Origin of the sequence: Hymenobacter psoromatis (genome assembly GCF_020012125.1) — a bacterium.
GTDB classification, from domain to species: domain Bacteria; phylum Bacteroidota; class Bacteroidia; order Cytophagales; family Hymenobacteraceae; genus Hymenobacter; species Hymenobacter psoromatis.
In genome coordinates, this window is record NZ_JAIFAG010000001.1 from 1,650,858 (window position 1) to 1,664,419 (window position 13,562).

Genomic DNA, 13,562 nt, shown 5'->3' on the forward strand with positions numbered 1-13,562 from the left:
CCCCTGCGCTAGCTTTGCCTTATCAGGTTGCTGGGTGGGGTTTTCAAACCGGGAAGCCGGCTATTTACTATTTAAATTAGTAGATGGGATGTGCTATCTGACTAATATTATTGGGAACTTTTCGAGCCGGCCCCGGTTTGCTAAGCTGGGGCACGGCCCCATTTTTACGGTACTTTTGGTGGCAGCTTGCTGATTTTACGCTTTTTCCGTGGCTAATTCTACTCCTCCTATTTCCGATGCTGAGTTCTTGCAGCCGGGCGACTCCCTGGATTTTGACCTGCGCGCGCCAACCGGCCCTTTAGCCGACGACCTGGCCGAAACCGCCATCGAGGCTGCGCAAACCGTGACGCACGCGCTGCTTGGCGAGGAAGGGGGGGTAGGGGCCGAAGAAACTGAGTTGGACCCGGCTGCCGTGGACCCGGAGCCCGACTCGCCTGAGGAAGCTGCCCTGGCAGCGGTGGAGGAAGAAGCCAAGTTTGCCCCCGGCGAGGTAATTCACGATGCGAACAACGTACGCGGCATGTACCAGAACTGGTTTCTGGACTACGCCAGCTACGTGATTCTGGAGCGCGCCGTGCCGGCCGTGGAAGACGGCCTGAAGCCCGTGCAGCGCCGCATCATGCACGCCATGAAGGAGATGGACGATGGCCGCTTCAACAAAGTGGCTAACGTCATCGGCCAGACCATGCAGTATCACCCGCATGGCGATGCCAGCATCGGCGACGCGATGGTGAACCTGGGCCAGAAAGATTTGCTCATCGAAACGCAGGGCAACTGGGGCGACGCGCGCACCGGCGACTCGGCCGCCGCCCCGCGCTACATCGAGGCCCGCCTCTCAAAGTTTGCCCTCGAAGTCGTGTTCAACCCCGACATCACGGAGTGGCAGATGAGCTACGACGGCCGCAAGCGCGAGCCCACCACGCTGCCCGTGAAGTTCCCCTTGCTGCTGGCGCAGGGGGTAGAGGGCATTGCCGTGGGCCTGAGTACCAAGATAATGCCGCACAACTTTCGCGAGCTGTGCCAGGCCAGTATCGCGGTGCTGCGCGGCCGCGAGTTCCAGCTCTACCCCGACTTTCCGACCGGCGGCCTGGCCGACATCAGCAATTACCAGAGTGGGCAGCGCGGCGGGCGCATCCGGCTGCGGGCCACCATTGAGAAGGTGGATAAAACGCTGCTCATCATCCGCGATATTCCCTACGGCACCACCACCACGGCGCTCATGGAAAGCATCGTGAAGGCCAGCGAAGCCAATAAAATCAAGATTAAGAAGGTGGTGGATAACACCGCCGCCGAGGTCGAGATTCAGGTGCAGCTGCCGCCCGGCATCAGCCCCGACCTCACCATCGACGCGCTCTACGCCTTTACCGACTGCGAAATCTCGATTTCGCCCAATACCTGCGTTATCATCGAGGACAAGCCGCGCTTCGTGGGCGTGGAGGACATGTTGCGCCTGAGCACCGCCAAAACCCGCCGCCTGCTGGAGCGCGAGCTGGAAATCAGGCAGCAGGAGCTGGAAGAGCGCTGGCACTCGGCTTCGCTGGAAAAGATTTTCATCGAAAACCGCATCTACCGCAAAATCGAGGAGTGCGAAACCTGGGAGCAGATTCTGGAAACCATCGATGCGGGCCTGAAAAAGTTTGTGCGCGTGGAGGGCGAAAAGCTCAAGGCCAACGACCTGCGCCTGGTAATCCGCCGCCCGGTGAGCGAGGATGACCTCACGCGCCTGACCGAAATCCGCATCAAGCGCATCTCCAAATTCGACGGTTTTAAGGCCGAAGAATACCTGCAAAAGCTCGATGCCGAGCTGGCCGAAGTAGCCGACCACTTGGCTAACCTCACGCGCTACGCCGTGGCGTACTTCGAGAACCTGCTCAAAAAGTACGGGGTAGGGCGCGAGCGTAAAACGCAGCTACGAACTTTTGATGTAGTTACGGCTCAGAAGGTTGCGGTAGCTAACCAGAAGCTCTACGTGAACCGGCAAGACGGCTTCGTGGGCTATGGTTTGAAAAAGGACGAGAAGGCCGAGTTCGTGACCGACTGCTCGGACCTGGACGATATTATCGCCATCAAGCGCGACGGCACGTTCGTGGTGTCGCGCATCGCCGAAAAGACCTTCGTGGGCAAGGATTTGCTGCACGTGGGCGTGTACAATAAGAACGACGACCGGCTGGTGTACAATATGGTGTACGTGGACGGGGCGAGCGGCATCAGCTTCGCCAAGCGCTTTCTAGTGTCGGGCATCACCCGCGACAAAGCCTACGACCTCACCAAGGGTACTAAGGGTACTAAAACGTTGTACCTCAGCGCTAACCCGAACTCGGAGAGCGAGATTATCACGGTGCAGCTCAGCGATAAGGCCCCGGCGCGGGTCAAACAGTTTGAGTTTGATTTTGCCGAGTTGGCCATTAAGGGGAAGGGTTCGATGGGCAACATCGTGACCAAGCAGCCGATTAAGAAAATCACGCAGAAGTCGGTGGGCGACAGTACATTGGGGGGTAGGGAGGTATTCTTCGACAGTGTGGTGGGCCGCCTCAACCACGACAGCCACGGCCGCTACCTGGGCACCTTCGACACCGAGCACCTGGTGCTGGTGGTGTTCAAGGATGGCAGCTACGAGCTGAGCGCGCCCGACCTGGCCAAGCGCTTCGACGTGCCCAACATCGTGCTGCTGCGCAAGCTGGAACCTCACACAACCCTCAGCGCCGTGTACGTGGAGGGCGATACTAAAACCCACTACGTCAAGCGTTTTCACATCGAAACCACGACCCTCGACAAGCGCTTCAGCTTCATCTCGGAAAGCAAGGGCTCGAAGCTGCTGGCCGTTACTGCCTTCGCCGAGCCCGAAATCGAACTCAAAGCGCAGCGTGATAAAAAGGCCGACAAGGAAACCGAAACCCTGCGCCTAGACCAGTTTATTGAGGTAAAGGGCTGGAAAGCAATGGGCAACAAGCTCAACTACTACAAAATCCACGCCCTGACCCTGCTCACCGACGAAGGCCCCGAGCCCGCCCGCCGCGAGGCCAAGCGCCGCGGCCCCGCCAAGCCCGAGGAAGGGGGTAGCGACGAAGCCCTACCCCCCCCTGAGCCCCCGCTATCCGTGCAGGTGACCGACGAGGAAGTGGCGCAGTCGCAGGCGCTGCTGCGGCGGCCCAAGGCGCAACTGGGACTGTTTTGAGGGGTAGGAAATCAAACCGTTTGTCATTACGAACAGCGCGAAGCAATCGCGTCAGAACGAGTCGTTTGAATTTCATTTTTGGTGCGATTGCTTCGCGCTGTTCGTAATGACGACCAATTATAAGACCTGAGTTTTATGCCGCTGGGTCGTCTAAAATGTGCGTTACTGTTGCTGCTGAGCAGCGCGCATTTGGCCCTGGCCCAAAAAACCACGACCTCGCAGCCCTCGCAGCCCGCCATTCCAGAGGCAACTGAGCTGCCGGGCCGGCTGCCGGCCGCCGCCTCCCACAACTCTGATTCGGTAGCGCTGCGCCAGCACTTGCGCCAGGCGGCCGCGCTGCAAGCCAAGTACAAGGATTCGGACGCGCTGGCGCAATACCAGCAGGTGCTCAAGCTCGACCCACAGCACTACGAAAGCTTGTGGCGGGCGGCTGGCCTGAGCGTAAGTATCGGCGACCGCTACTCGGACGAAACCCGCAAAAAAGCCTATTTTGACGCCGCCCGGCAGTACGCCGACCGCGCCCTGGCCCTGCAACCCACCGGGGGCGAGAGCAACTACGCGATGGCCCTGGCCTTGTTTAGCGAGGCTAGCCTATTGAGCGCCCGCGACCGGCTGCGCATCTTCAAGGAGTTGCGCCCGCGCGTGCTGCTGGCCACCGAGCAGCGCCCCGACCTGCCCGAAGCCTGGCAGCTGCTCGGCCGTTGGTACTACCGCGTGGCCCACTATAACGTGCTGGAAAAGACCTTCTCACGCATATTTCTGGGTGGGTACCCGCAGGGCGCAACGTCGCGCAAAGCTGTTGACGCTTTGGAGCATGCCCGTCTGCTCGACCCCACCCGCATTCAGTATTACTACGACCTGGCCCGTGTGTATAAGTACGAGGGCCTGCGCCACCGCGCCCTGGCCCTGCTCGAAGCTGCCGTCAAGCTGCCCACCTACACCAGCGAGGACCTGGCCGTAAACCGTCTCTGCCAGCAACTGTTGGAACCGCTTCAGCGCGCCGAAAGCCGCAATGCCCGCCTCCGCGAAAAGCTGCGGCTGCGCGCGGTGGGTGATAGGAAGGAGAAAAAAATCAAAAATTGAAACCCAAAAAAGCCGTTATCCTGAGCTTGTCGAAGGATAACGGCTTTTTTGGGTTTCAATTTTTATGGCCTATGCCTCACTCAGCTTAGTTACCAGGCCGGGGCCGGTAGCCGGCTTCGCTTCGGCCCCGGCGGGGGGGGTAGGGTCGGCGGGCTCCGCTTCCATATTATAGATATGCGCTAAGTCGTTGATAACGGTAGTGCCGCTCACTTCCAGGTCTTTAAGCACACCATCGGCGATGTCGTAGACGAGGCCGTGCAGGCGGGGCGGGTTGTCACCGCGCAGCGCGTTCTGAATGATGTTGGTTTTGGCCAGGTTACGCACCTGCTCCGTCACGTTCAGCTCCACCAGGCGGCGTAGGCGCTGCTTTTCGTCCGGAATGCGCAGCAGCTCCGTTTCGTGCAGGCGAACCACATCGCGAATATTAACTAACCAGTTGTCAATCAGGCCGTACTGCTTGCTGCTGGCCGCCGCCGCCACGCCACCGCAGCCGTAGTGCCCGCACACCAGAATATCCTGCACGCCCAATACTTCCACCGCGTATTGTAACACGCTGAGCAGGTTCATATCGGTGTGCACCACCAGGTTAGCAATGTTGCGGTGCACAAACATCTCGCCCGGTCCGGTGCCGGTGATGCCCGAAGCCGGCACCCGCGAGTCGGAGCAGCCGATAAATAAATAGCGCGGCTGCTGCCCATTGGCCATGCGCTGGAAAAATTGCGGGTCTTCGGCGTTGCGGTCGGCCACCCACTTGCGGTTATTGGCCAGAATGTCTTGGATACCAGCCGAAGATTTTTTAGAGGAGAGCGGGGAAGATTTCATACGTGCGAGGCGCGTAGCGATAGCAAAAGGAATGGTAAAGAACGGGAAAGCAGGCGGCCAAAAGTAGAATAACGGCCCACCTTTGGTAAGGTATTGTTGATTAAAATATAAAGCTACTAGCGGAAATTCTAATGTCCGGCTAGCGCTACCGCCCGCACGCCGCGCAGCTCCAGCGCAATGCCCCGCGCCGGGGCCGCCCGCCGGAAGGCTTCAATGGCTTCCAGCACGTCGTGGTCAATCATATCGGAGCGGGTGCCGTCGAGTAGTACGCGGCTGCCCGCGGGCAGTTGTTCGAGGGTAGTCACGATGCTGGCTTTGTTGAGAAACGAGACGTGCTCGGGCAGGCGCAGGTGCAGGAAATTAGCCGCGTCGGGGGCCGATTCATCGCGCCGCAGGTAGGAGCCCGCCTTGGCGTTATCCTTGAGAATGAAGAAGAAACCCAGCACCAGCCCGATGCTCACGCCCTTGAGCAAATCGGTGAGCAGCACCGCCATGATAGTGAAAATAAACGGCCCAAACTGTGCCCAACCCAGCCGCCACTGCTGCTGGTAGAGCGCGGGCCTGGTTAGCTTGAAGCCCACTACCAGCAGCACCGCCGCCAGTGCCGCCAGGGGAATCAAATTCAATGCCGTACCTAATAGTAATAAACTCATCAGCAAGAGGATGCCGTGGATAAAGGCGGAGAGCTTAGTTTGCCCGCCGGCCGCGATATTGGCCGACGAGCGCACGATAACCGCCGTGAGGGGTAGGCCGCCCAGCAGGCCGCTCACCACGTTGCCCGCGCCCTGCGCCAGCAGCTCACGGTTGGTGGGCGTATGGCGTTTTTGCGGGTCGAGGTTGTCCACGGCCTCGATGCTGAGCAGTGTTTCGAGCGAGGCCACGCTGGCGATGGTAAAAGCCACGCCGTAGGTGGCGGGGTTGCGCAAGGCGCTGAAGTCGGGAAACGTCATGGTACCCGCCAGCTGGCTCCAGGAGGAGAGCACGGGCAGCTTCACCAGGTGCTCGGGGCGCACAGCCAGGGTAGGGGCTACGGCCAGCAGTAATTGGTTGATACCCACTGCCGCCAGCACCGCCACCAGCGCGCCCGGCACCAGCCGCGCCCAGGGCTGCCGCCGCACCACCGGGCTGTCCCAGAGCAGTAGCAGCGCTAGCCCTACCCCCCCACCAGCACCGAGCCAGGGCTCACGTGCGCCAGCGCCGCACCAATGGCCGAAAACGTATTTTCGCCGTTGAGCTGCAAAAAGTCCAGGTCTTCAAAATAATCCCGGTCAGCCCCCAGAAAGTGAGGTATCTGCTTCATTATCAAAATAATGCCGATGGAGGCCAACATGCCGCGAATGACGGCCGCCGGGAAGTAGAGCGCGATAACGCCCGCCCGTGCCACGCCCAGCAGCAGCTGGATAACGCCCGCCACCACGGTAGCCGCCAGCACCGCCGGCCACGAGCCCAGCGACGAAATGGCCGCCAGCATAATGGTGGTGAGGCCCGCCGCCGGCCCACTCACGCTCACCGCCGAGCCGCTGAGCACGCTCACCAGCAAGCCCCCCACGATGCCCGAAATCAGCCCCGCCAGCAGCGGCGCGCCCGAGGCCAGCGAAATGCCCAAACACAGCGGCAGCGCCACCAGAAATACCACCAGCCCCGCTGGCGCATCCTGGCCGAGGCTGTTAAAGCGGGAGGGGGTAGGCGCGGGGTGGGTAGCGCACGCAGGTTGCGGTGCGGAAATAACCTTAGTCATGCAGGTGATATATGGGTAATTGGTCATAGACTCGATTACCGGGTCCGGGTTTGCTGCCACAAGACTACTACCCCACAATTAAGATGAAATTAAAGTGAAGTTAAAAAGAAATTAAAATTAATAACCACTTGATAGTGAGAGATAATTTAAGTAGATTTCTTAAGCGAAGCCGGCCATTGCAGCCACACGCGGGTGCCCTGGCCGGGCTCGCTAGCCAGGCGCACCGTGCCCCCGTGCAGGGCCATAATGCGCGCCGTGAGGGGTAGGCCGATGCCGTGGCCCGGCACCGCCCGCGCCGCCGCCGCCCGGAAAAATGGCACGAACACCTGCTCCAAATCGGGAGACGATAGGCCCAGCCCTTCGTCAGTTACCAGCAGGGTAGGGCGGCCGGCGGGCTGGGCCAGCGTGGCCGTGACGGGCTGCCCGCCAGCCGCCGAAAACTTGCAGGCATTGTCCAGCACGTTGAGCAGGGCCGAGAGCAGCAGCGGCTCGTTGCCGAGCACTACGAAGGCCCCGGCCTCGGCGCTTTCGCCCAGGTCCAGGTCCACGCGGCTGGTGGGGTAGCGGCGGCCTACCTGCTCGTGGGCCAGCAGCAGCAATTCGCCCAGGTCCACGGGCCGCATGGGTAACTGTGAGGGGTCGCCCGAGGCTTGGGCTATTTGCAGTAGGCCGTTGGTGAGGCTGGTGAGCTGGCGGGCCGCGTCGAGTGTGCGCTGAAGCACGCGGCGGTACTCGGTGGCGGGCCGCTCGGCTTGCAGCAGGGCCACTTCCAACTCGCCGGTGAGGGCCGTGAGGGGCGTGCGCAGCTCGTGCGAGGCATCGCGCACGAAGGTGCGCTGCCCGGCAAACGCCGCTTCGAGGCGGTCGAGCAGCTGGTTGAAGCGTTGGGCCAGGCGGCCCAGCTCGTCGGCCGGGCCGGCGGCGTGGCTTAGGCGCTGGCCCAAGTCGGTGGCCGTGATGCCGTCCACTTCGCCCACCATGCGGCGCAGCGGGCGCAGGGCTTGGCCCGCGAATACCCAGCCGCCTACCCCCGCAAAAACCACCGCCGCCAGCAGGCCCGCCCCCAGCACCCGGCGCAGCCCGCGCAGCTGCTCACGGCCGTCTTCATCCACCGACGAAGCCAGCACAATCAATTCGCCCAGGCGCGGGTCGGCGTAGCGTAGGCCCACGGTTTCGTGAAAATCACGTTCCGGCTCCAGCACCGCCCGGCCCGCGCGGCGCACCTCGTGCAGCCAGGCGGCCGGTACCTGGTGGCCGGCCGCCCGTTGCCCCTCCCGAAATACCAGCCGCCCCGCCGCATCGTACACTTGGCCTTCCTCGTCGGGCAGCGTGCGGTAGAGCTGCCGCAAATAGCGCCGGTAGGAAGCTGCCTGGCCCGAATCGGCCCGCGCTTGGCCGTCGGCATACACGTGCCCCATCACCTCGGCCCGGCTAAACAGGCTCTGGGTGAACGCCTCGCGCCGCGACTGCCAGGTGAAAAAATAAACTGCCGCCAGCAGCAACACCAGCGTCACGACTAGCAACGCCCCGAACTGCAAGGCTAGGCGTAAGCGAATGGACATGGGGTTTAGTGATTAGGGACTTGGGGATTAGGAGTTAAAATAGTTTGTCATTGCGAGCGCAGCAATGACAAACTATTTTAACTCCTCACTCTTCGCGCAGCACGTAGCCCATCCCCACCAGCGTATGAATAAGCTTGGTAGAAAAGCCCTTATCCGCTTTTTTGCGCAAAAAATTGATGTACACGTCAATTACGTTTGAGCCCGTGTCGAAATTCATATCCCAGACGTGTTCCAATAGCTCGGCGCGGCTCACTACCCGGCCCTGGTGGCGCAGCAGGTATTCGAGCAGCGCAAACTCGCGGGCGGTGAGCTGAATGGACTGGCCGGCGCGCTCCACGCGCTTGGTGGCGGGGTCGAGGGTGAGGTCGGCTAGGCGCAGGGCTGCCGCCGTGGCGGGGGCGTCGGTGCGGCGGCGTACTAGCGCCCGCAGCCGCGCCAGCAGCTCGGCAAAGGCGAAGGGCTTCACCAGGTAGTCGTCGGCCCCGGCGTCGAGGCCCCGGATTTTATCGTCCGTCTCGCCCAGGGCCGTCAGCATCAGGATGGGCACGCCGGGGTCGTGGGCCCGTACCTGGCGGCACACTTCCAAGCCGCTGAGGCCAGGCAGCATCTGGTCCAGAATCAGGCAGTCGTAGGGCTTGCTCTGCGCCCGGTGCAGCCCCAGCATCCCATCGGCGGCCAGGTCTACGGTGTAGCCCTGCTCGGTAAGACCCTGGTGCAGAAAGGCGGCCACCGAAGGCTCATCCTCAACGAGAAGAATTTTCATGCGGGTTAGGGGAGCTGGTTAGCTAGCGGCTTGCAAAAATGCAGCGGCGCGGCCGGTCGGGAGCACAGGGTTAATTTTGGGGGCTGATGAGGGGGAGTTAGGAGGGAATGATTAATGTCGAACGTCATACTCATCTGGCGTCCCGAAGGAAGCATCTTTACCGCGCAAGTAATCTTGACGGTTGGGATTAGTTACGCAGTAGAGAAGCTTCCTTCGGGACGCCAGATGAGCATGACGTTCTTTTTGACCCTTCACCTCTCTCTTCACTCCTAACCCTACACTCCTTTTACGGTAAGCTAAAGCTTCCCCTCTCCTCCTTCCATGCCCCGCCGGCTTCTTCCGTTTTTGGCTTTGCTGCTGGCTGCCTGCCACGCTACCCCCGCCGAGCGGCCCGATACCCTCGTGGACCTGGCCACCGTGCAGAGCGGCCCCCGCGTGCAGGCCGACGAGCTGGACGGAGCTATTCAGCAACAGCCCGATAACACCGGCCTGCTGGCCCGCCGTGCTACCCTGCGCCTGGCCGCCGGCCAGCCCGTCGCCGCCCTGAACGACGTGGAGCGGGCGCTCGCCGTTGATAACCAGGATGGCGACCTGTACTTCTTGCAGGCCCGCGCCTACCGGGCACTGGGCCGCCTGCGCCAGACGCTTGCCGCCACCCGCGCCGCCGCCGCTAATGGCTTCAACTCGCCCGAGCTACCCTTGCTCGAAGGTGAGACTCACCTAGCCGCCCGCCAGTACGACGACGCCCTGGCCAGCCTCGACCGCACCCTGCGCCTCGACCCCGACCAGCCCGCTGCGCTCTTCTACAAGGGCCTGGCCTACGCCGCCACTCAGGATACCGCCCAGGCCCTCGATTACCTGCGCGCCGCCCTGGCCCGTGACCCGCGCCAGCCCGAAATTCTGCACCAGCTGGCCTTTCTGCTCAATGCCTATCGCGAGCCGGCCCAGGCCGCCCGCTACGCTACCCTGGGCCTGCGGCTCGACTCCGCCTCTGGGTCGCTGCACTACGACTTTGGCCGCCAACTGGAGCTGCAAGGCCGCCCCGACAGCGCCCTGCGCTACTACCGCTGCGCCCTGGCCCTCGACACCACTCAGTATCGGGCCGACTACCGCCTGGCCCTGGCCGCTGCTGCTGGGGGGCAGCGCCCGGCCAGCGTGATTCCGCATCTCATCCGCGCCCTGCGCCAGAACCCGCGCTTGCCCCAGGCCCGCACTATTTTGGCCGAAGCCCTCGAAGCCCAGCACCGCCTGCCCGAGGCCCTGCGCCAATATCGAATGCTGGTGCTCGAAAACCCCAGCAACCAGCACTGGACGTATAAGGTCTGGAAAATCGGCGACCTGGTGCGCGCCTCCCTGCCCGACAGCCTGCGCCCGCCGCGTGCGTACTATCCCCGCCCAGCCAGCGCGCCCGGCCCCCGGCCGCAGCCCATCGCCCCGCTCGCCCCACGCTAACGGTAAATAAGGCAAGGGGTAAAGGAGCAAGTTATCATTGCGTGCGCTGCGCGGCAATGATAACTTGCTCCTTTACCCCTGCCTTGTCTATTATCCTGCCTCCTTTACTCCCCTACTCATTTGCCGCCGCCGTAACTTGCGGCTGCTTTGCGCTCACCGCGGGCAATAGTTTACTTAGTTATGCTCCAACTTACCCTCCCCGACGGCTCCGTTCGCCAGGTCGAAGCCGGCTCGACGGGCTACGACCTCGCCGCCAGCATCAGCGAAGGTCTCGCCCGTAATGCCTTGGCTGTGAAGGTTAACGGCGAAATCCGCGACCTGCACCGCCCCCTAACCGACGACGCGACCCTCGAAATTCTGACCTGGAACGACGAAGGCGGCAAGCAAGCCTACTGGCACTCTTCAGCCCATCTCATGGCCGAAGCACTGGAATTCCTCTACCCCGGCGTGAAGCTGGCCATTGGCCCGGCCATCGAAAACGGCTTTTATTACGACGTGGATTTGGGGGAAGGCCGTACCATTTCGAGTGATGACTTCCCGGCCATTGAGAAGAAAATGCTGGAGCTGGCTAAAAATAAAAGCAAGTTCGAGCGCCGTGCCGTGCCCAAGGCCGAAGCCATCGCCTACTTCACTGAGAAGCAAGACCCTTATAAGCTGGAAATGATTGATAACCTGGCCGATGGTAGCATCACCTTCTATACTCAGGGTAATTTCACGGACCTTTGCCGCGGGCCGCATATCCCAGATACCGGCCCCATCAAGGCCGCCAAAATCATGAACGTGGCCGGGGCCTACTGGCGCGGCGACGAGAAAAACAAGCAGCTCACGCGCCTCTACGGCATTACGTTTCCCAAGCAGAAGGACCTCACCGAGTACCTCGAAAGGCTGGAAGAAGCCAAGCGCCGCGACCACCGCAAGCTGGGCAAGGAGCTGGAGTTATTCGCCTTTTCGGAGCGGGTAGGAGCCGGCCTGCCCCTGTGGCTACCCAAAGGCACGGCCCTACGCGAGAACTTAGAGCAATTTCTGCGCAAAGCCCAGGTAAAGGCTGGCTACCAGCCGGTTGTGACGCCCCACATCGGAGCCAAGGAATTGTACGTAACCAGCGGCCACTACGAGAAATACGGGGCCGATTCGTTCCAGCCCATCCGCACGCCCAACCCCGGCGAGGAGTTCTTCCTCAAGCCGATGAATTGCCCGCACCACTGCGAAATCTACCGCACCAAGCCCCGCAGCTACCGCGACCTGCCCGTGCGCCTCGCCGAGTTCGGCACCGTGTACCGCTACGAGCAGAGTGGCGAGTTGCACGGCCTGACGCGGGTACGCGGCTTTACGCAGGACGACGCGCACATCTTCTGTCGCCCCGACCAGGTAATCGAGGAGTTCAAAAAGGTGATTGACTTGGTACTCTACGTGTTCAAAGCGCTGGGCTTTAGTGACTTCACGGCCCAAGTAAGCCTGCGCGACCCGGAGAATAAAACCAAATACATCGGTACCGACGAGAACTGGGCTATTGCCGAAAGCGCCATTATCCAGGCGGCCGCCGAAAAGGGCCTCACCACCATTACGGAGTTGGGCGAAGCTGCCTTTTATGGTCCCAAGCTCGACTTTATGGTGCGCGACGCGCTGGGCCGCCGCTGGCAGCTGGGCACGGTGCAGGTAGATTATAACCTGCCCGAACGTTTTGATTTGGAATATGTTACGCCCGAAAACGGCCGTGCCCGCCCCGTTATGATTCATCGCGCGCCGTTTGGTTCGCTGGAGCGCTTCGTGGCCGTGCTCATCGAGCATTGCGCCGGCAACTTCCCACTCTGGCTTTCGCCCGAGCAGTTCATCGTGCTCCCTATTTCCGACCGTTTTGCCGACTACGCTTACGAGGTGAAAAACCGCCTCGAAGCTGCCGGCCTGCGCGGTACCGTGGACGCCCGCGACGAGCGCATCGGCCGCAAAATCCGGGATGCTGAAATCGCCAAAACGCCTTATCTGCTGGTAGTTGGCGAAAAAGAAGTGCAGGATGGCATCGTAAGCGTGCGCCGCCACGGCGAAGGCGACATTGGCTCGATGCCCATTGACGGCTTCATCAAAAGCGTGCAGAGCCAAGTGGCTGAGGCGATGGGGTAGGGGTAGGCGGGTAGTTTTAAAGGTAGCAGCCAGGGGGTAGCAACAGTTACTTCCTGGCTGCTACCTGCTAAATTTCCGTCATTATTTTGATTTGCGGGTAAAAAGTCGGATATTTGCCCCCCGAACGTTTGGCCTTAATCAGCTGAGCGGGCGCTTTACTATCATTTTTCGTCACCTTTTAGCAGGAGGACTTTCGCCATAGCTACCCCGAATCGTCGGTACGTGCCCCGCCAGCAGGTGGAGGAGCCGTTCAAAATCAATCAGAAAATCACCGCCCGTGAGGTTCGCCTCGTCGGTGATAACGTCGAGCAGGGCGTGTACCCTACCGACCAGGCCCGCAAGATGGCCCAGGACCAAAACCTGGACCTTGTGGAGATTTCGCCCACGGCCGTACCACCCGTTTGCCGCGTCATCGACTACTCGAAATTCAAGTACGAGCAGAAGAAAAAGACCCGTGAACTAAAAGCGAAGCAAACGAAGGTCGTGCTGAAGGAAATCCGCTTCGGCCCTAATACGGACGACCACGACTTCGATTTCAAGCTCAAGCACGCGCAGGAGTTTCTGAAAGAAGGGGCCAAAATCAAGGCTTACGTGCACTTCGTGGGCCGTAGCATCGTCTTCAAGGAGCGCGGCGAAATCCTGCTGCTCAAGTTTGCGCAGGCCCTAGAGGAACTCGCCAAAGTGGAGCAATTGCCCAAGCTCGAAGGTAAGCGCATGTTTCTCTACTTGGCTCCCAAGGCGGCCGTAGTCGCCAAGGCGGCCCCCAAGCCGGCCCCCGCCGCGCCGGATAAAGAGAAAGTTGCCAAAGCTCCCAAGGAGGCTAAGCCCGCCCAAGAGCCCGCCGCCACC

Annotated in this window: 9 protein-coding genes and 1 pseudogene; 5 read left to right on the forward strand and 5 right to left on the reverse strand. The window is 61.3% G+C overall.

What is annotated here, in order from left to right; all coding sequences use genetic code 11:
* Nucleotides 1-448 precede the first annotated feature (448 nt).
* Complete coding sequence (locus tag LC531_RS07080) at nucleotides 449-3,175, forward strand: DNA gyrase/topoisomerase IV subunit A (RefSeq protein WP_262903365.1); 2,727 nt, start codon at nucleotides 449-451, stop codon at nucleotides 3,173-3,175.
* Between the two features lie 135 nt (nucleotides 3,176-3,310).
* Entirely contained in the window at nucleotides 3,311-4,258 is a 948-nt protein-coding gene (locus tag LC531_RS07085; protein WP_223649616.1) for a tetratricopeptide repeat protein, read from the forward strand.
* Nucleotides 4,259-4,327: 69 nt separating this feature from the next.
* Here LC531_RS07085 and LC531_RS07090 read toward each other — a convergent pair whose 3' ends face one another.
* The 5 genes from LC531_RS07090 to LC531_RS07105 form a co-directional block, all read right to left on the reverse strand.
* Nucleotides 4,328-5,080, reverse strand: coding sequence for a carbonic anhydrase (locus LC531_RS07090; RefSeq protein ID WP_223649617.1), 753 nt, complete (start codon nucleotides 5,078-5,080; stop codon nucleotides 4,328-4,330).
* A gap of 128 nt (nucleotides 5,081-5,208) precedes the next feature.
* Complete coding sequence (locus LC531_RS22870; protein WP_332874890.1) at nucleotides 5,209-6,201, reverse strand: SulP family inorganic anion transporter; 993 nt, start codon at nucleotides 6,199-6,201, stop codon at nucleotides 5,209-5,211.
* 32 nt (nucleotides 6,202-6,233) lie between these two features.
* Nucleotides 6,234-6,818: a SulP family inorganic anion transporter gene (locus LC531_RS22875; protein ID WP_332874889.1), complete on the reverse strand. Its 585-nt coding sequence runs from the start codon at nucleotides 6,816-6,818 to the stop codon at nucleotides 6,234-6,236.
* A gap of 146 nt (nucleotides 6,819-6,964) precedes the next feature.
* On the reverse strand, nucleotides 6,965-8,380 hold the full coding sequence (locus LC531_RS07100) for a sensor histidine kinase (protein WP_223649618.1): 1,416 nt from the start codon (nucleotides 8,378-8,380) through the stop codon (nucleotides 6,965-6,967).
* An 85-nt stretch (nucleotides 8,381-8,465) separates the two neighbouring features.
* The gene (locus LC531_RS07105) at nucleotides 8,466-9,143 is read right to left on the reverse strand and encodes a response regulator (RefSeq protein ID WP_223649619.1); all 678 of its coding nucleotides are present in this window, start codon (nucleotides 9,141-9,143) and stop codon (nucleotides 8,466-8,468) included.
* Between the two features lie 321 nt (nucleotides 9,144-9,464).
* Between LC531_RS07105 and LC531_RS07110 the strand changes: the two genes are divergently transcribed.
* The 3 genes and pseudogenes from LC531_RS07110 to infC all read left to right on the forward strand — a co-directional run.
* Nucleotides 9,465-10,595, forward strand: a complete 1,131-nt coding sequence (locus LC531_RS07110; protein ID WP_223649620.1) for a tetratricopeptide repeat protein — start codon at nucleotides 9,465-9,467, stop codon at nucleotides 10,593-10,595.
* Nucleotides 10,596-10,775: 180 nt separating this feature from the next.
* Nucleotides 10,776-12,713: a threonine--tRNA ligase gene (gene thrS, locus LC531_RS07115; RefSeq protein ID WP_223649621.1), complete on the forward strand. Its 1,938-nt coding sequence runs from the start codon at nucleotides 10,776-10,778 to the stop codon at nucleotides 12,711-12,713.
* Between the two features lie 198 nt (nucleotides 12,714-12,911).
* Nucleotides 12,912-13,469, forward strand: a pseudogene (gene infC / locus LC531_RS07120) (translation initiation factor IF-3); the annotation flags it as partial.
* Between the last annotated feature and the right edge of the window lie 93 nt (nucleotides 13,470-13,562).

What these genes read in the sequence shown, in the direction of transcription:
- LC531_RS07085 (WP_223649616.1), top strand. Translation starts at nt 3,311, where the DNA reads ATGCCGCTGGGTCGTCTAAAATGTGCGTTACTGTTGCTGCTGAGCAGC.
- LC531_RS07090 (WP_223649617.1), bottom strand. Translation starts at nt 5,080, where the DNA reads ATGAAATCTTCCCCGCTCTCCTCTAAAAAATCTTCGGCTGGTATCCAA.
- LC531_RS22875 (WP_332874889.1), bottom strand. Translation starts at nt 6,818, where the DNA reads ATGACTAAGGTTATTTCCGCACCGCAACCTGCGTGCGCTACCCACCCC.
- LC531_RS07100 (WP_223649618.1), bottom strand. Translation starts at nt 8,380, where the DNA reads ATGTCCATTCGCTTACGCCTAGCCTTGCAGTTCGGGGCGTTGCTAGTC.
- LC531_RS07105 (WP_223649619.1), bottom strand. Translation starts at nt 9,143, where the DNA reads ATGAAAATTCTTCTCGTTGAGGATGAGCCTTCGGTGGCCGCCTTTCTG.
- LC531_RS07110 (WP_223649620.1), top strand. Translation starts at nt 9,465, where the DNA reads ATGCCCCGCCGGCTTCTTCCGTTTTTGGCTTTGCTGCTGGCTGCCTGC.
- thrS (WP_223649621.1), top strand. Translation starts at nt 10,776, where the DNA reads ATGCTCCAACTTACCCTCCCCGACGGCTCCGTTCGCCAGGTCGAAGCC.